This is a genomic window from Demequina sp. (genome assembly GCF_049841215.1).
GTDB lineage: Bacteria > Actinomycetota > Actinomycetes > Actinomycetales > Demequinaceae > Demequina.
The window spans coordinates 162,314-179,355 of sequence record NZ_JASGEO010000024.1 but is presented as its reverse complement, the minus strand read 5'-3'; the positions used below and the strand labels follow the sequence as shown (position 1 = coordinate 179,355).

Here is a 17,042-nt window from a genome sequence, read left to right as displayed (position 1 = left end):
CCGCGTTCAGGGTCTTTGAGGGCGTGAGAAGGGTCCAAAGTGCCACATAGTGGTCGTGGCTGATATCGGCGATGGGTCAAGGTCCCGGCCCAGCGCGATTACCCTTGAGGTCGTGAAAACTGAGGCCGACGTCATCGTCGTGGGCGCCGGTCCCGGCGGCGCGGCCGCGGCCCGCTACCTTGCGAGCGAAGGCTTCGACGTCATCGCGCTCGAGAAGTCCCGCTTCCCGCGCGAAAAGGTCTGCGGCGACGGCCTCACGCCGCGCGCTGTGCGCGAACTCCAATTGATCGGCCTCGAGACGCCGCGCGAGGAGGGATGGATCCCCAACCGTGGGCTGCGGATGATCGGCGGCGGCCACCGCCTTGAATTCCCGTGGCACGAGCTCGAAGCGTTCCCCGACTTTGGGCTCAGCCTCCCGAGGGCGGACTTTGATCACCGCCTGGCCCAGCACGCCCGCAAGGCAGGGGCCGACGTTCGTGAGGCCTGGCATGTCGACGCACCGATTCAGGAAGACGGCAGGGTGGTTGGCGTCACCGCTCGCGAGGTCGACGAGAAGGGGCGCAAGACGGGCGAGGCGGTTGAGTACCGCGCGCCCCTCGTCATCGCAGCCGACGGCGTGAGCGCGCGCATGGCCCTTGGGCTGGGCATGGAGCGCAAGAAGAACCGCCCCATGGGTGTTGCGGTGCGCACCTACTTCCAGACTCCCCGCCACGAGGAGGAGTGGATGGAGGGGCACCTCACCATCCGGGACACCTCGCACGGCAAAGACAAGTTGCTACCGGGATACGGCTGGATCTTCCCCTTGGGAGACGGCACCGCGAATGTGGGCTTGGGCACACTGAGCGCCAAGGGAACCCCCTCAAAGTTGGACCATCGCGCCATGCTCAAGGAGTGGCTCGCGAACTCAGCTGAGGACTGGGAGTTCGGCGAGCAGGTGGGCGACATCAAGGGTGCCGCCATCCCCATGGCCTTCAACCGCCAACCGCATTACGTCCCCGGCATGATGCTCGTCGGCGACTCCGGCGGCATGGTCAACCCGTTCAATGGCGAGGGAATCGCGTACGCAATGCAGGCCGCCCGCCGAGCCACAGAAGCGGCGGTTGCGGCGCGAGAGGCGACCACAGCGTCGGGCCGTGAGGCGGCGTTGCAGGGCTACGCAAGGATGATGAAGGACGACCTCGGCGGGTACTACTCACTTGGGCGCGTGTTCGCGTCGCTCGTGGAGCACCCCACCGTGATGGAGCTGTGCACGCGTTACGGCCTCCCGCGTCCGCTCATCATGGAATTTGTCTCTAGACTGCTGGCAGACGTTTATGAGCCCCGTGGCGGGTCATGGTCGGACCGATTGCTGGCCCTGATGACCAAGATTGCCCCGGCGGCTTAGGGGCGTGTCACTCGTGAAGAAGGAAGGCCAGGCATGAACCCTTACGTGCCGATCATCGTGATGATGGTGGTCGCCGGACTCCTCGCCGTAGGTGGCGTTGCCGCGTCCCGCGTCCTTGGCCCGCACCGCAAGAACGCGGCCAAGCTCGATCGCTACGAATCCGGCCTGCAGCCAACCCCTGGCGCGGCCGAGGGTGGGCGCATGCCCATCAAGTACTACCTCGTGGCGATGACCTTCATCGTGTTCGACGTCGAGGTGGTCTTCCTGTACCCGTGGGCCATTGCCCACGAGGCGCTTGGATGGTTTGGGCTCATCGCGATCATGACCTTTGTGGTGCTCATCACGATCCCCTTCGTGTACGAGTGGCGCCGCGGCGGATTTGAGTGGGAGTAATCCATGGGACTTGAAGAAAACGCACCGCCATTCATGCTGGGCACGGTCGAGGGCTTGCTGGGTTGGGCGCGCGCCGGATCCTTGTGGCCCGCCACGTTTGGTCTTGCCTGCTGCGCCATCGAGATGATGGGTACGGGCACCCCGCGCTTCGACATTGCCCGCATTGGTCAAGAGGTGTTCCGCGGTTCGCCGCGCCAGGCGGATCTGATGATCGTTGCCGGCCGCGTCTCCAACAAGATGGCGCCCATCGTCCGCCAGGTCTACGACCAGATGCCGGAGCCCAAGTGGGTGCTCGCGATGGGCGTGTGCGCTTCGTCGGGCGGAATGTTCAACAACTACGCCATCGTGCCTGGTGTTGACCACATTGTGCCCGTCGACATCTATCTGCCTGGCTGCCCTCCCCGTCCAGAGATGCTGCTCAACGCGCTACTGGAACTGCACACCCAGATCCAGAACACCCCGCTTGGCGCCAACCGCCGCGAGATCGCTGCCGCCGCCGAGGCCGCCGCGCTCAAGGCGACGCCCACCTCTGACATGACGGGGCTGCTGCGGTGACGGACGACGCTGTGAAGGACAGTACCGGCGTGGATGACAGCACCGCCGTGGACAACGCGCCCGCTCCCGACTCGACGGCTCCCGCCGCCGGCGCGCCAGAGGCGATTGCGCCAGAGGCCGACGGCCGCGAGGCACTCACGCTCATCAACGTGCGTCAGGGCATGTTTGGCGCTCGCGGAGACACGTCCGGCTATGACGGCCTTGTGCGCCGCATCGAGATGCCCGGCGCCACGGACCGCCCCTATGGGGAGTGGTTTGACGGCGTGGTGGACATCCTCGAGGAACTGCTTGGCGACCGCGCCGCAGAGGCGATCGAGTACGTGGTCGTTGATCGCGGAGAACTCACCCTCTACATCGCGCGCGAGCACCTGCTTGAGGTGGCCCAGCACCTGCGCGATGACCAGGATCTGCGCTTCGAGATGTGCCTTGGCGTGTCCGGCGTGCACTACCCGGCAGAGACCGGTCGCGAGTTGCACGCCGTGTATCCCATGCAGTCCATCACCCACAACCGCCGCCTTCGCCTTGAGGTTGCCGTGAGCGACGAGGATGCCCACATCCCGTCCATCGTCTCCGTGTACCCCATGAACAATTGGCACGAGCGCGAGACGTGGGACTTCTTCGGCATCATCTTCGACGGCCACCCCTCGCTCGCGCGCATCGAGATGCCCGACGACTGGGTAGGTCACCCGCAGCGCAAGGATTACCCACTGGGGGGCATTCCCGTGGAGTACAAGGGCGCCACCGTCCCGTCTCCGGACGAGCGGAGGCAGTACCGATGAGCCCGCGCACCACCAACGCCGAGCAGGCCGAGTACGAGGCAATGGGTGCCTTCACGGACCACCCAGACGCCGCTGAGTACTCCGCATATGGCTCCGACTGGAGCGACATCGCCGACGAGGCCGCTCGCCTTGCCCAGCAGCGCATTGTCGTCAACATGGGCCCGCAGCACCCCTCAACCCACGGCGTGCTGCGCGTGATGCTCGAGATCGAGGGCGAGACCGTCACGGAGACCCGCGCGGGCATCGGCTACCTCCACACGGGCATCGAAAAGAACATGGAGTTCCGCACCTGGACTCAGGGCGTGACCTTCTGCACGCGCATGGACTACGTGGCGTCGATTTTCCAAGAGGTGGTCTATTGCCTCGGCGTCGAGAAGCTGCTTGGCATCACGGACGACGTCCCAGAGCGCGCGAACGTGTTGCGCGTGCTCATGATGGAGCTCACGCGCATCGGCTCGCACCTCGTGGCGGTGGGCACCGGCGGTAACGAGATGGGCGCCACCACGGTCATGACCGAGGCGTTCATCGGCCGCGAAGACACGTTCCGCATCATCGAGATGATCACGGGCCTGCGCACCAACAACGGCTACATCCGCCCCGGCGGCGTGGCCCAAGACGCGCCCCCAGGAACCGTGGAGTACATCCGCGAGCTGATCCCCAAGATCCGCAAGCAGATCGACAACCTCGCGGACCTGCAGCTGCAGAACCCCATCTTCAAGCTGCGACTCAAGGGTGTCGCAAACCTGAACCTCTCCGGCGCGATGGCGCTCGGCGTCACCGGCCCCATCCTGCGTTCCGCTGGCCTGCCGTACGACATGCGCAAGGCAGAGCCGTACTGCGGTTACGAGACCTACGACTTCCAGGTCCCCACGAGCACCGATGGCGACGCATATAGCCGCGTGGTACTTCGCCTTGAGGAGTGCTACGAGTCGCTCAAGATCGTTGCTCAGTGCGCGGATCGCCTTGAGGCGCTCGAGGGTCAGCCGGTGATGGTCGCGGACAAGAAGATTGCGTGGCCCGCACAGCTCGCGCTTGGCCCCGACGGCCAGGGCAACTCGCTCGATCACATTCGCACCATCATGGGCGAGTCCATGGAGGCGCTGATTCACCACTTCAAGTTGGTGACGGAAGGCTTCCACGTTCCGCCCGGCCAGGTGTACACGGCCATCGAGGGCCCCAAGGGCCTGCTTGGTTGCCACCTGGTCTCCGATGGCGGCACCAAGCCGTGGCGCGCCCACTTCCGCGACCCCGGCTTCAACAACTTGCAGTCGCTTGGCATCCTCACCCAGGGTGGCCAGATCGCCGACGTCGTGGTTGCGATCGCGACCATCGACATGGTGCTTGGAGGTGTAGACCGATGACGTACGACGAAGAGACGCTCGCGCAGCTCACGGCGGATGCGCAAGAGGTCATCGCGCGCTACCCGGTGCCGCGCTCCGCGCTGCTGCCCCTGCTGCACCTTGTGCAGTCCGTCGATGGCTTCGTGAGCCCTGACGGCATCGCGTTCTGCGCGGACCAGCTTGGCCTCACGGCCGCCGAGGTAAGCGCCGTCGCCACCTTCTACACGCAGTACAAGCGCCGTCCGAACGGCGAGTACCAGGTAGGCGTATGCACCAACACGTTGTGCGCCGTCATGGGCGGCGACCGCATTTGGGATGAGCTCAGCGGCCACTGCGGCGTGGGCAATGGTGAGACCACCCAAGACGGCTCCATCACCCTTGAGCGCATCGAGTGCAACGCGGCCTGCGACTACGCGCCCGTGATGATGGTCAACTGGGAGTTCTTCGACAACCAGACCCCAGAATCCGCCAAGCAGGTCGTCGACGACCTTCGCGCCGGCAAGGACGTCACCCCCACGCGTGGGCCCAACAAGGTGCAGACCTTCAAGCAGGTGGAGCGCGTGCTCGCCGGCTTTGAGGATGGCCTCGCCAATGAGGACCAAGGCGCAGGCGGCCCGACGCTGGCTGGGCTTGAGGCCGCAAAGGCCAGTGGGTGGAAGGCAGGTAAGTAGTCATGACAGACCTCGCCCCCGTACTGAGCGCCATTTGGGACCAGGACAAGTCCTGGACCATTGACACGTATTCCAGGGCAGGCGGCTACAAGGCGCTCAAGAAGGCGCTCAAGCAGCCGCCCGCAGACCTCATTCAGGCCGTGAAGGACTCTGGGCTTCGCGGCCGCGGCGGCGCTGGCTTCCCCACGGGCATGAAGTGGGGCTTCTTGCCTCCGGACGACGGGCTGCCGCGCTACCTCGTTGTCAACGCCGACGAGTCTGAGCCGGGCACGTGCAAGGACATCCCCACGATGCTCGCGAACCCGCACTCCCTGGTGGAGGGTGTGATCATCACGTCCTTCGCGATTGGCTGCAACCACGCCTTCATCTACTTGCGCGGCGAGGTGGTGCACGTGTACCGCCGCTTGTTGCAGGCCGTGCGCGAGGCGTATGAAGCCGGCCACCTTGGCAAGAGCATTCACGGCACGGGCTTTGACCTTGACGTGACCGTCCACGCCGGTGCGGGGGCCTACATTTGCGGCGAAGAGACCGCGCTTCTTGACTCCCTCGAGGGCCGTCGCGGCCAGCCGCGCCTCAAGCCCCCGTTCCCTGCGGTCGCCGGCCTCTACGCGCGCCCCACCGTGGTCAACAACGTGGAGTCCATCGCCTCGGTGCCCGCGATCGTGGACAAGGGCGTTGACTGGTTCACGGGAATGGGAACTGAGCGCTCCAAGGGCATGGGCTTCTTCTCGCTGTCGGGCCACGTACAGAAGCCCGGCCAGTACGAGGCGCCCCTTGGCATCACGCTCCGCGAGCTGCTCGGGCACGCGGGCGGCATCCGTGAGGGCCACACCCTTAAGTTCTGGACCCCCGGCGGCTCCTCCACGCCGATCTTCACCGACGAGCACCTCGACACTCCGCTCGACTACGAAAGCGTTGGCGCCGCGGGCTCGATGCTCGGCACCCGCGCCCTGCAGATCTTCGATGACACCACGTGCGTGGTGCGGGCGGTCATGCGGTGGACCGAGTTTTACAAGCACGAGTCCTGCGGCAAGTGCACCCCGTGCCGCGAGGGCACGTACTGGCTCACGCAGATCCTCAAGCGCCTCGAAGGCGGGCAGGGGACCATGGCGGACATCCAGCAGCTGCTCGACACGTGCGATTCGATCCTTGGGCGGGCCTTCTGCGCCCTCGGTGACGGCGCCACGAGCTCTATCACGAGTTCCATCAAGCTGTTCCGCGAGGAGTACGAGGCCCATGTCACGGGCGGCGGGTGCCCGTTCGATCGCGCCGCGTCGGCCCTGTTTGAGTACACCGATGCCCAGCCTGAGGAGGTGCTCGCATGACCGCAACCGCAGACAAGGCGGCGGCCGCGGCAGTGGACACCGTCACGCTCACGATTGACGGCACCGAGGTCACGGTCCCCAAGGGCACGCTCATCATTCGCGCCGCCGAGCAGGTGGGCATCGACATCCCGCGCTTCTGCGACCACCCGCTGCTCGCGCCCGCGGGCGCGTGCCGCCAGTGCCTCGTCGATGTGGCGAGCCCGGGCCCCGACGGCAACCTGCGCGCCTTCCCCAAGCCGCAGGCCTCGTGCACCATGACGGTCTCCGAGGGCATGGTCGTCAACACGCAGCACACGTCGCCGGAGGCGGACCGTGCCCAGAAGGGCGTGCTGGAGCTGCTGCTCATCAACCACCCCCTCGACTGCCCCGTGTGCGACAAGGGCGGCGAGTGCCCGCTGCAGAACCAGGCGATGAGCCACGGCCGCCCCGAGAGCCGCTTCGTTGACGTCAAGCGAGTCTTCGAAAAGCCGCTCGCGCTGAGCAGCGAGATCCTGCTTGACCGCGAGCGTTGCGTGCTGTGCCAGCGCTGCACTCGCTTCTCCAAGGAGATCGCCGGCGACGCCTTCATCGACCTGCAGAACCGCGGCGCAATGCAGCAGATCGGCACCTTCGACGAGGACGTGCTCGACTTTGACGGTTACCGCCCCATCGGCGTCGCCGCCGAGGACGAGTCCGGCAAGGCATTCTCTTCGTACTACAGCGGCAACACCGTGCAGATCTGCCCGGTTGGCGCCCTGACGAGCGCGGCCTACCGGTTCCGCTCGCGCCCCTTCGACCTGGTCAGCAGCGCAGGCATTTCCGAGCACGACTCGTCCGGCTCCGCGATCCGCACCGACCACCGCCGCGGCAAGATCCTGCGCCGCCTCGCGGACGAGGACCCCATCGTCAACGAGGACTGGATCACGGACAAGGACCGCTTCGCGTTCACGTGGCAGAACCTCGATGACCGCATTACCAGGCCTCTTGTTCGGATCGACGGCGAGTTGGTTGAGGCCTCATGGCCCGACGCTATTGCGGCGGCGGCTGCCGGCATCAGGGCGGCTGGAGAGGGAAAGAAGCCAAAGGGAGCAGCAGTGCTCCCCGGCGGCCGCGTCACCTTCGAGGACGCCTACGCCTACCAGAAGTTCGCGCGCGTGGTGCTGGGCACCAACGACGTCGACGCCCGCACGCGCACCGCGAGCGACGAGGAACTCGCGTTCCTCGGTCATCACGTCGCGGGCCGCGGCCTCGGCGTGACCTTTGCCGAGCTTGAGAAGGCTCCCGCCGTGCTGCTCGTGGCGTTTGAGCCCGAGGACGAGGGCGGCGTTGTTTTCTTGCGCCTCAAGAAGGCCGCGAAGAAGGTCATCGCTGTTGCCCCGTGGCTCAGCCGCGGCAACCAGAAGCTTCGCGCCACTCTCGTGGCCACGCGCCCCGGGGATGAGGCGGCCGCGCTCGCCGACCTCCCCGCCGACGCCGTTGCCGCCTTGAGCGAGGCAGGTTCCGTCATCATCGTTGGCGAGCGGGCAGCGGGAGCTCCGGGCGCGCTCGGTGCGGCCCTTGCCCTGGCCAAGAAGACCGGCGCCAAGCTGGCCTGGATCCCGCGCCGCGCAGGAGAGCGCGGCGCCGTCGAGGCCGGCGCGCTTCCGAGCCTGCTCCCCGGTGGACGCGATGTCGCCAAAGACGCGGCTCGTGCTGCCGTGGCTCAGGCGTGGGGCGTTGACAGCCTCCCCGCCGAGGCCGGCCGTAGCGCCGCGGACATCATCGCCGCTGCCGCCAAGGGCCAGATCGGCGCCCTCGTGATCGGCGGCGTGACGCCCTCCGATCTCACCGGAGACGTCACAAAGGCCCTGGAAAAGACCGACTTTGTGGTGAGCCTTGAGGTTCGCCGTGGCGAGGTCTCCGAGTACGCGGACGTGGTGCTGCCCGTTGCGCCTCCTTCGGAGAAATCCGGCACCTTCCTCAACTGGGAGGGTCGCTTGCGCTCCTTCGCCACCGCGATTCCCACCGAAGCGCTGAGCGATCACCGCGTGCTCGACGTCCTCGCGAGGGAGCTCGGCGTGACCCTCGGCACCGCTTCGGTGCGGGACATCTCTCGCGAGATCTCCGCGCTCGGCGTCGACGAGACCGCCCGGCCCGCCGCCCCCAAGGCGCCCGCGAAGGCAAAGGCGACTGCTGGTGCAAACTCAACCGCAGCGTCGGGCAGCGTTGTGCTTGCCTCGTGGCACCAACTGGTGGACGAGGGCGCGCTGCAAGACGGCGAGCCGTTCCTTGCTGGCACGGGCCGCACCTCGGTGGCGCGCATGTCCGCCGCCACGGCCGCGCAGCTTGGTGCCGAGACCGCCGTATCGCTCAAGGGTGCTTCGCGCGCCACGATCGAGCTGCCCGTGGTCATCACGGATATGCCCGACGGCGTGGTTTGGGTGCCCGCGAAGTCGCCGGGCTCGTGGGTTGCCAGGGATCTTGGCGTTGAGCCGGGTACTGCGGTGACCGCCAAGGGGGTGTCCGCGTGAGCCTCGCCTCGCTCGTCCTCCCGTTTGCCGTGGACCCCACGGTGGTGCCGCTGAATGCCGTGCAGAAGCTTTGCGGGATGACCGACCCCGCCGTGAAGGCCACCGACGAGCAGGCCAAGTGCATTGCCGAGGCAGGCCTCAGCGGCGACTCGATCTGGATCGTCATCATCAAGGCCGTGCTGGTGCTCGTGTTCTTGCTGCTGTCCGTGCTGTTCGCGGTGTGGTTTGAGCGCCGGGTGATTGGCCGCCTGCAGCAGCGCCCCGGCCCCAACGTGCACGGCCCCTTTGGCCTGTTCCAGTCGCTCATGGACGCGCTCAAGCTGGTCTTCAAAGAAGACATCACGGTGCGCGCGGCGGACAAGCTGGTGTACATCGCGGCGCCGATCATCTCGGTGTTCTGCGCCCTGCTGATCTTCGCGGTGATCCCGTTTGGGCCGTCCACGCGCATCCCGTTCACCGACGAGATCACGCCGCTGCAACTCACCGACTTCCCCGTGGCGGTGCTCTATATCCTCGCGTGTGCGTCCGTTGGCGTGTACGGCATCGTGCTCGGTGGGTGGGCCTCCGGCTCCACGTATCCGCTCATGGGTGCGGTGCGTTCCACCGCGCAGGTCATCTCTTACGAGCTCGCGATGGGTCTTTCGCTCGTCACCGTGTTCATGATGGCCGGCTCGATGAGCACCTCTGCGATCGTCGAGTCGCAAGTTGACCGCTGGTGGGTGTGGCCGCTACTTCCCGCCTTCGTGCTCTACGTCATCTCGATGATCGGTGAGACCAACCGCTTGCCGTTCGACCTTCCGGAGGCGGAAGGCGAGTTGGTCGCGGGCTTCATGACCGAGTACTCGTCCACCAAGTTCGCCTGGTACTTCCTCGCGGAGTACATGAACATGATCAACGTCTCCGCCGTGGCGGCGACGCTGTTCCTTGGCGGGTGGCGCGCACCGTGGGCCGATTCGTGGCCTGGCGCAGACTTCTTGAACTCCGGGATCTTCCCGCCCATCTGGCTGATCATCAAGATCTGGCTGATCATGTTCGTCTTCGTGTGGATCCGCGGCTCCGTGTTGCGATTCCGCTACGACCAGTTCATGAAGTTCGGTTGGAAGGTGCTCATCCCCGTTGGGCTTGGCTGGCTCGCGTTCTTCGCGATTGGTCGCCAGGCGTTCGGTGCATGGGGCCGCAACCTGAGCGTGTTTGACGCAGTGGCTGGCCTTGTGGCGATTCTCATCGTTGTGGCGTTCTGGAGCTTCATCTCTGATGCCAAGAAGGCACGCGCCGAGGTGGAGCCTGAGCCGGACGGCGAGGTGCTCGACGCCTTCGCTGGTGGCTACCCTGTGCCCCCGTTGCCGCACCAAGTTCTGCCGCCCTCGCCGCGTTCTGGACGCACGGTTGAGGCCCGCGTCGCCGCGAGCGACACCGCACGTGAGGAGGACGCCAGTGAGTGACCATGACGAGCGGTGGCAGGTGAACCGCGAGCGTGACGGCGCTTCTAAGCCGTTTGAGTCGAACCTCCCCAAGAAGGGATCGCTTGGCGAAGCGCTCGCGCCCGTCGCGGGCTTTGGCGTGACGCTGCGCAACTTCTTCAAGCCGGTGGTGACGGAGCAGTACCCGTACAAGAAGACGCCACCCATGCCGCGCTATCACGGGCGCCACCAGCTCAACCGTCACCCAGACGGCCTTGAGAAGTGCATCGGTTGCGAGCTGTGCGCGTGGGCGTGCCCCGCGGACGCGATCTACGTCGAGGCCGACTCCAACACGCCCGACGCGCAGTTCAGCCCCGGCGAACGGTACGGCCGCGTCTACCAAATCAACTATCTGCGCTGCATCTTCTGTGGCCTGTGCATCGAGGCATGCCCCACGCGCGCGCTCACCATGACCAACGAGTACGAGCTTGCGGGCCCCACCCGCGAGGGCCTCATCTTCGAGAAGCAGGATCTGCTCGCTCCCATGGGAGCCAACATGCTCGCGGCGCCTCACCCGATGGTGCCGGGCACCACCGACGGCGACTACTACCGCGGTGACGTCACCGGGCCCGTCGACACCCAGGTGGACTGGGTGCGTGAGCACCGCCCAGAGGACCCGACGCTGCCGGAGAACGCATCAGCTCCTAGTACGGGAGCCGCCCGTGGTTAACCCGTTCCTGTTCTGGGTGGTCGCGGCGATCACCGTTTTGCCGTCTCTCGCGCTGCTGTTCGCGCGCAAGGCCGTGCATGTGGCGATGGGCGTCGTGTTCGCGATGCTCGGTCTCGCCGTGGCGTACATCATGCTCGCGGCCCCGTTCCTCGGCATGGTGCAGATCGTGGTCTACACCGGCGCCATCATGATGATGTTCGTCTTCGTGCTCATGCTCATCGGCGTGAAGGGCAAGGAGAGCCTGCGCGAGTCCATCGTTGGTCAGCGCTGGATCGGCATCCTCGTTGCCGTCGGTACCGGCCTGTTCCTGTGGGGCGTGGTGTCCCGCGTGTCGTTCAACCTGCGTGGCGCCACCGAAGGCAACCCGGCCGAGATCGCCGGCGCGCTGTTTGGCCGCTTCGTGGTGGTGATGGAGACGCTCGGCTTCGTGCTGATCGTGGCCGCTGTGGGAGCGCTCGTGCTCACGCACATGCCGCGACTGGTTCCCAAGCACTCCCAGAAGGAGATCGCGGAGGATCGCATCCGCGTGGGAGCCAACCCCGTGAACAAGCCCATGCCGGGCGTGTACGCACGTCACAACGCGCTTGACGTCCCGGCGCTTGGCCCGGACGGCAAGCCCATCGAGGAGTCGATCTCGCGCGTGCTTGAGGTGCGTCACCAGATGGATGATCAGGATCCATACCGCGCAGACAAGGCTATCGAGGAGGGTGACGACAAGTGAATCCCATCGCTTTCGTCTACCTGTCCGCGGTGCTCTTCGCGATCGGCACGGCAGCCGTGCTGCTGCGACGCAACGCGATCATCGCGTTCATGGGCGTTGAGCTCATGCTCAACGCGGCAAACCTCGCCTTCGTGGGCTTCAGCAACATCCACGGCACGGTTGACGGCCAGGTCATGGCGTTCGTCGTGATGGTGGTTGCCGCGGCCGAGGTGGTGGTTGGGCTCGCGATCATCGTCGCGATCTTCCGTGCGCGGCAGTCCGTGTCCCTCGATGATCCGTCGGAGCTGAAGGGCTGACCATGCTTGATCTGACCTGGCTCCTCATCGCCGTGCCGCTCGCGAGCGCCTTTGTGCTGCTCCTTGCCGGCAAGCGTGCCAACCCGTGGGGGCACTGGCTCGGCGTTGCCGCGTCCTCCGCTGGCTTCGTCGTGGCGCTCATCGCGTTCCTCCAGATGCTCGGCCTCGACGAGCACCACCGCTCGCACGCCGTGGAACTCTTCTCGTGGATCAACACGGGCGATCTCAACCTCAGCGCGGGACTGCTTGTAGATCCGCTGTCGATGACGTTTGTGCTGCTCGTGACCTTCGTGGGCACGCTCATCCACATCTATGCCGTTGGCTACATGGAGCACGATCCCGACCGTCGCCGCTTCTTCGCCTACCTCAACCTGTTCATCGCGGCGATGCTGCTGCTGGTGCTCGCCGACTCCTACCTGCTGCTCTTTGTTGGCTGGGAAGGCGTTGGCCTCGCGTCGTACCTGCTCATCGGCTTTTGGAACTACCGCAATGACTACGCCACCGCGGCTAACAAGGCGTTCATCGTCAATCGCATTGGTGACCTTGGCCTGATCTTCGCGATGGGCCTCATGTTCACCGCTTTCGGCGGCGTGGACTTCGCCACGGTCTTCGCGGGAGTGGAGAACGCCTCTACCGCGCAACTCACGGCCATCGGTCTCACCCTGCTGCTCGCGGCGTGCGGAAAGTCCGCGCAGTTCCCGCTGCAGTCCTGGCTTGGAGACGCGATGGCCGGCCCCACCCCGGTCAGCGCGCTCATCCACGCGGCCACCATGGTGACCGCCGGCGTCTACCTCATCGTGCGCTCGGCGCCGGTCTTCGAGGGTGCGCCCAATGCGCAACTGGTGGTGGCGATCGTCGGAGCCGTGACGCTGACCTTCGGTGCCATCGTCGGCATGGCCAAAGACGACATCAAGAAGGCGCTCGCCGCCTCCACGATGTCGCAGATCGGCTACATGATGCTCGCCGCTGGCCTTGGTCCGGTTGGCTACGCCTTCGCGATTTTCCACCTTGTGACGCACGGCTTCTTCAAGGCTGGCATGTTCCTTGGCGCGGGCTCCGTCATGCACGGCATGAACGACCAAGTCGACATGCGTCGCTTCGGCGCCCTGCGCACCGCCATGGTGGTGACGTGGGTGACATTCGGCCTTGGCTGGCTCGCGATCCTCGGTATTCCGCCGTTCTCCGGCTTCTTCTCGAAGGACAAGATCATTGAGGCCGCGTTCATCGGCGAGGGCTGGCAGCCATGGGTGTTCGGCCTTACCGCCCTCATTGGCGCGGGGCTCACGGCTTTCTACATGTCCCGCCTGTTCTTCATGACGTTCCACGGCAAGGCCCGCTGGACGGAGGAGCAGCACCCTCACGAGAGCCCCGCCATCATGACGGCGCCGATGATCGTGCTTGCGGTCGGCTCCGCGTTCCTTGGCCTGATCCTCGCCTCTGGAGATCGCTTCGTCACGTGGCTTGAGCCCGTCACCGGTCACGCCGAGCACGGTGAGCCGGTGCTCTCCGTTCCCGTCATCACAGTGTCGACGCTCGTGCTGGTGTTGCTCGGCGCCGGCTATGCCTGGCTCAAGTACGGAAAGGCAGACGTGCCGCTCACCGCTCCCGCCGCGTCGCTTGCGACGATCGCCGCCCGCAACGACCTCTTCCAGGATTCGGTCAACCGCGCGGTGCTTGAGCGCCCCGGCACGCACCTCACGAGGACGCTTGTGTACATGGATGCGGCCGTCGTTGACGGCGCCGTAAATGGCACCGGCGGAGGCACGGCCAAGACGGGTGAGGCCCTCACCAAGCTGCAAAGCGGCAAGGTGCGCTCCTACGCGCTCATCATGGCCACCGGCGTGCTCCTGATCGCCTTCTTCGCTGTGATTGGGGGTAAGTGATGTTCCCCATTCTCACCGTCATGGTGGCGCTTCCCGCCGTGGGTGCCGCAGTTCTCTTTGCACTGCCCGACGGCGTGCGCGCCAAGTCTCGAGAGGTCGCCCTTGGTTTCGCGGTAGTCGAGCTGCTGCTTGCCGCGATCCTGTTCTTCCGCTTTGACGCGGGCCAGGCGGGCACGATCCAGTTCAGCGAGACCTACGCGTGGATTCCGCAGATCGGCACCTCGTGGGCTCTCGGCGTGAACGGCATCGGGCTGTCCCTTGTGGTGCTCAGCGCTCTGCTCGTTCCCCTAGCCATCCTCTCGGCGTGGCGAGACGATAAGGACGCGAAGCGTCGGGCCAATTACCTGGCCCTTGTGCTCGCAAGCCAAGCGTTCATGGTGGGTATCTTCGCCGCCCGTGACGTGTTCCTGTTCTACGTGCTGTTCGAGGCGATGCTCATCCCGATGTACTTCCTCATCGGCTCGTTTGGTGGGCTGCAGCGCCGCTACGCCGCGGTGAAGTTCCTCATCTTCTCGCTCGTTGGTGGGCTGATCATGCTCGTTGGGGTGATCGCGCTGTACGCGGCGGGGCCTGGCGGCGAGCAAGGATTCCTTACGGACAAGCTCACCGGGCTCGAGCTCGGCACCGCGCAAGAGCGGCTGCTGTTCCTCGCGTTCTTCATCGCCTTCGCGATTAAGGCGCCGATGTTCCCCGTGCACACGTGGCTGCCAACGGTTGCCGAGAGCGCGCGGCCCTCGACCACGGCCCTGCTCGTGGCGGTGCTCGACAAGATCGGCACGTTCGGCATGCTCACGCTGTGCCTTGTGCTGTTCCCCAACGCCGCGCAATGGGCCGCTCCCGTGATCATCATCTTCGCGGTCATCTCTGTGCTGTATGGCGCGATCCTCGCCATTGGCCAGGAGAACATGCTGCGCCTCGTGTCGTTCACCTCGGTGAGTCACTTCGGCATCATGATCATCGGTATCTTCGCGTTCGCGCAGACGTCCGTCACGGGTGCCGCGCTGTACATGTTCAACCACGGGCTCTCGACGGGAGCGCTGTTCTTCGCGGTCGCGTACCTGATCCAGCGCCACGGTAGCGCCTCGCTCAAGGACTACGGCGGCCTGCAGAAAATCGCCCCCGTCCTTGCCGGCACGTTCCTCATCATCGGCCTCAGCGCGCTGTCGCTTCCGGGCCTGTCGCCGTTCATCTCGGAGATCCTGGTGTTCATCGGCGCCTACCCCGTTGTTCCCGTGGCCATCTGGTTTGCCGCGCTTGGCGTGGTGCTCGCGGCGCTGTACATCCTGCTCACCTATAAGAAGGTGTTCACTGGGCCGGCGCCCCAGAAGATGGAGGGCACGCGGGACTTGTCCCTGCGTGAGCGCCTCGTCACCTGGCCGCTCATCGCCGCGATGCTCGTACTCGGCTTCGTTCCGGGCATCCTGCTTGACGTGCTGCGAGAGCCGGTGCAGGACATCGTCACCATCGTGTCCGTCGAGGAGGCTGGCAAGTGAACTGGACCCAGCCGGACATCACCTGGGGACCGCTTGTCCCGATCCTGGTGGTCCTCCTGAGCGCTGCCGCCGGCATCCTCGTCGAGGCCTTCATCCGCACGCACGCCACGCGTCGCCTTGTGCAGTTTGTGCTTTCTGTTGGCGCGCTCGTGGTTGCGCTTGGGGCGGCGATTGTTCTTTGGGCAACGCACGAGGGCAGCGGCACGGTAGTGCTGCGACTCATGCTTGTTGTGGACAAGCAGTCTCTTGCCTGGCAGATCATGCTGATGGTGTTTGGCATTCTTGCCGTGCTGCTGTTTGCCGCGCGCACTCGTGGCGGTGAGGAGGAGTTCACCCCGCTCGGGTCCACCTCACCCGGCACGCTTGATGAGACGCGCGCGCTCCGTCAGGGCTTCCAGGTCACCGAGGTGTTCCCGCTCGCGCTGTTCGCGGTTGGCGGCATGATGCTCTTCACCGCGGTCACGGACTTCGTGTTCCTGTTCGTGGCGCTTGAGCTGTTCTCGCTTCCGCTGTACATCCTCGTTGCGCTCGCCCGCCGGCGCCGGTCTCTGAGCCACGAGGCCGCGCTGAAGTACTTCTTGCTTGGCGCCTTCTCTTCGGCGATCTACATCTTCGGTGTTGCGCTGCTCTTCGGTGCCACCACGCAGACCTCGTTCACAGCTGTGCAGCGCGCCATCGAGATCATTGCCGGGCACGATCCCTTGATCATCGCCGCGGCCGTACTGATCCTGGTTGGCCTGTTCTTCAAGATAGGCGCCGTGCCGTTCCACTCGTGGGTGCCCGACGTCTACCAGGGCGCGCCAAGCCCCGTCACCGCGTTCATGGCGGCCGCCACCAAGGCCGCGGCCGTGGCCGCGCTGCTGCGCATCGTCTACGCCTCGTTCTACCCCCTTGAGTGGGAGCTCAACTGGCTGTTCTGGACCATCGCGATCGTGACGATGATCGTTGGCACGCTCGTTGCCCTGGTGCAGACTGACATCAAGCGCATGCTCGCCTACTCCTCGATCGCGCACGCGGGCTTCATCCTCGTGGCGTTCGCCGGCTTCTCCGCCGAGGCGCTCAGCTCGCTCCCGTTCTACCTGCTTGCCTATGGCCTTGCGACCATCGGCGCGTTCGCGATCGTCACCCAGGTGCGTGAGCGCACGCCCGACGGCGCGGTGGGTGCGGAGGCAACTCGCCTTGGGCAGTGGGCCGGGTTGGGCAAGCGAGCGCCGTGGCTCGCTGCGGCGATGGCGATCTTCCTGCTGTCGTTTGCGGGCATCCCGCTCACGGCCGGCTTCGTGGGAAAGTTCGTGGTGTTCCGCTCCGCGATCACTGAGGGCGCGTGGCCGCTCGTGCTGGTGGCGGTGCTCGCATCTGCCGCGGCCGCGTTCTTCTACATTCGCCTCATCGTGCTGATGTTTTTCACGGACGTGCCTGAGGGTCAGGCGGAGTCGATCGAGATTGAGTACTCGCCGCTCACGCGTGCCGTCGTGGTCGTCACGGCGGCGCTCACACTGGTCCTTGGTGTGGTGCCCGGCCCCGCGCTCGCGGTGGCCGAGGATGCCGCGGTGATGCTCTCGTCGCTGACGGACGGAAAGTAG

Annotated in this window: 15 protein-coding genes; all 15 read left to right on the top strand. The window is 65.7% G+C overall.

Features of this window, described 5'->3' with window-relative positions:
• Positions 1 to 112 precede the first annotated feature (112 nt).
• The 15 genes from QM618_RS12175 (at position 113) to nuoN (ending at position 17,042) form a co-directional block, all read left to right on the top strand.
• The gene (locus QM618_RS12175; protein WP_428099614.1) at positions 113 to 1,384 is read left to right on the top strand and encodes a geranylgeranyl reductase family protein; all 1,272 of its coding nucleotides are present in this window, start codon (positions 113 to 115) and stop codon (positions 1,382 to 1,384) included.
• Positions 1,385 to 1,417: 33 nt separating this feature from the next.
• Complete coding sequence (locus QM618_RS12170) at positions 1,418 to 1,777, top strand: NADH-quinone oxidoreductase subunit A (RefSeq protein WP_428099611.1); 360 nt, start codon at positions 1,418 to 1,420, stop codon at positions 1,775 to 1,777.
• Between the two features lie 3 nt (positions 1,778 to 1,780).
• Complete coding sequence (locus QM618_RS12165) at positions 1,781 to 2,332, top strand: NADH-quinone oxidoreductase subunit B (RefSeq protein ID WP_428099606.1); 552 nt, start codon at positions 1,781 to 1,783, stop codon at positions 2,330 to 2,332.
• A 29-nt stretch (positions 2,333 to 2,361) separates the two neighbouring features.
• Complete coding sequence (locus QM618_RS12160) at positions 2,362 to 3,111, top strand: NADH-quinone oxidoreductase subunit C (RefSeq protein WP_428099603.1); 750 nt, start codon at positions 2,362 to 2,364, stop codon at positions 3,109 to 3,111.
• A gap of 41 nt (positions 3,112 to 3,152) precedes the next feature.
• Positions 3,153 to 4,472 (top strand): NADH-quinone oxidoreductase subunit D, encoded by a 1,320-nt coding sequence (locus tag QM618_RS12155; protein WP_428099771.1) that lies wholly within the window; start codon positions 3,153 to 3,155, stop codon positions 4,470 to 4,472.
• Positions 4,469 to 5,122 (top strand): NADH-quinone oxidoreductase subunit NuoE, encoded by a 654-nt coding sequence (nuoE, locus tag QM618_RS12150; RefSeq protein ID WP_428099595.1) that lies wholly within the window; start codon positions 4,469 to 4,471, stop codon positions 5,120 to 5,122. Before QM618_RS12155 ends, nuoE begins: the two co-directional genes overlap by 4 nt.
• Before the next feature lie 2 nt (positions 5,123 to 5,124).
• On the top strand, positions 5,125 to 6,447 hold the full coding sequence (nuoF, locus tag QM618_RS12145) for an NADH-quinone oxidoreductase subunit NuoF (protein ID WP_428099592.1): 1,323 nt from the start codon (positions 5,125 to 5,127) through the stop codon (positions 6,445 to 6,447).
• Positions 6,444 to 8,936 carry an NADH-quinone oxidoreductase subunit G gene (locus QM618_RS12140; RefSeq protein ID WP_428099589.1) on the top strand — a complete coding sequence of 831 codons (2,493 nt, stop codon included), beginning with the start codon at positions 6,444 to 6,446 and terminating at the stop codon, positions 8,934 to 8,936. Before nuoF ends, QM618_RS12140 begins: the two co-directional genes overlap by 4 nt.
• A gap of 77 nt (positions 8,937 to 9,013) precedes the next feature.
• Complete coding sequence (gene nuoH / locus QM618_RS12135) at positions 9,014 to 10,378, top strand: NADH-quinone oxidoreductase subunit NuoH (RefSeq protein WP_428099769.1); 1,365 nt, start codon at positions 9,014 to 9,016, stop codon at positions 10,376 to 10,378.
• Positions 10,371 to 11,066 carry an NADH-quinone oxidoreductase subunit NuoI gene (gene nuoI, locus QM618_RS12130; RefSeq protein ID WP_428099586.1) on the top strand — a complete coding sequence of 232 codons (696 nt, stop codon included), beginning with the start codon at positions 10,371 to 10,373 and terminating at the stop codon, positions 11,064 to 11,066. Before nuoH ends, nuoI begins: the two co-directional genes overlap by 8 nt.
• Positions 11,059 to 11,787 (top strand): NADH-quinone oxidoreductase subunit J, encoded by a 729-nt coding sequence (locus QM618_RS12125; RefSeq protein ID WP_428099582.1) that lies wholly within the window; start codon positions 11,059 to 11,061, stop codon positions 11,785 to 11,787. Before nuoI ends, QM618_RS12125 begins: the two co-directional genes overlap by 8 nt.
• Complete coding sequence (gene nuoK / locus QM618_RS12120; protein WP_428099577.1) at positions 11,784 to 12,083, top strand: NADH-quinone oxidoreductase subunit NuoK; 300 nt, start codon at positions 11,784 to 11,786, stop codon at positions 12,081 to 12,083. The genes QM618_RS12125 and nuoK overlap by 4 nt, the downstream gene beginning before the upstream one ends.
• Positions 12,084 to 12,085: 2 nt before the next feature.
• Positions 12,086 to 13,966: an NADH-quinone oxidoreductase subunit L gene (gene nuoL / locus QM618_RS12115; RefSeq protein ID WP_428099574.1), complete on the top strand. Its 1,881-nt coding sequence runs from the start codon at positions 12,086 to 12,088 to the stop codon at positions 13,964 to 13,966.
• Positions 13,966 to 15,459, top strand: coding sequence for an NADH-quinone oxidoreductase subunit M (locus QM618_RS12110; protein ID WP_428099568.1), 1,494 nt, complete (start codon positions 13,966 to 13,968; stop codon positions 15,457 to 15,459). The genes nuoL and QM618_RS12110 overlap by 1 nt, the downstream gene beginning before the upstream one ends.
• Positions 15,456 to 17,042, top strand: coding sequence for an NADH-quinone oxidoreductase subunit NuoN (gene nuoN / locus QM618_RS12105; RefSeq protein WP_428099561.1), 1,587 nt, complete (start codon positions 15,456 to 15,458; stop codon positions 17,040 to 17,042). Before QM618_RS12110 ends, nuoN begins: the two co-directional genes overlap by 4 nt.

Coding starts and splice junctions, on each gene's coding strand:
- nuoL (WP_428099574.1), top strand. CDS start 12,086: ATGCTTGATCTGACCTGGCTCCTCATCGCCGTGCCGCTCGCGAGCGCC.
- QM618_RS12165 (WP_428099606.1), top strand. CDS start 1,781: ATGGGACTTGAAGAAAACGCACCGCCATTCATGCTGGGCACGGTCGAG.
- QM618_RS12155 (WP_428099771.1), top strand. CDS start 3,153: ATGGGTGCCTTCACGGACCACCCAGACGCCGCTGAGTACTCCGCATAT.
- QM618_RS12140 (WP_428099589.1), top strand. CDS start 6,444: ATGACCGCAACCGCAGACAAGGCGGCGGCCGCGGCAGTGGACACCGTC.
- nuoH (WP_428099769.1), top strand. CDS start 9,014: ATGACCGACCCCGCCGTGAAGGCCACCGACGAGCAGGCCAAGTGCATT.
- nuoE (WP_428099595.1), top strand. CDS start 4,469: ATGACGTACGACGAAGAGACGCTCGCGCAGCTCACGGCGGATGCGCAA.
- nuoF (WP_428099592.1), top strand. CDS start 5,125: ATGACAGACCTCGCCCCCGTACTGAGCGCCATTTGGGACCAGGACAAG.
- QM618_RS12110 (WP_428099568.1), top strand. CDS start 13,966: ATGTTCCCCATTCTCACCGTCATGGTGGCGCTTCCCGCCGTGGGTGCC.
- QM618_RS12170 (WP_428099611.1), top strand. CDS start 1,418: ATGAACCCTTACGTGCCGATCATCGTGATGATGGTGGTCGCCGGACTC.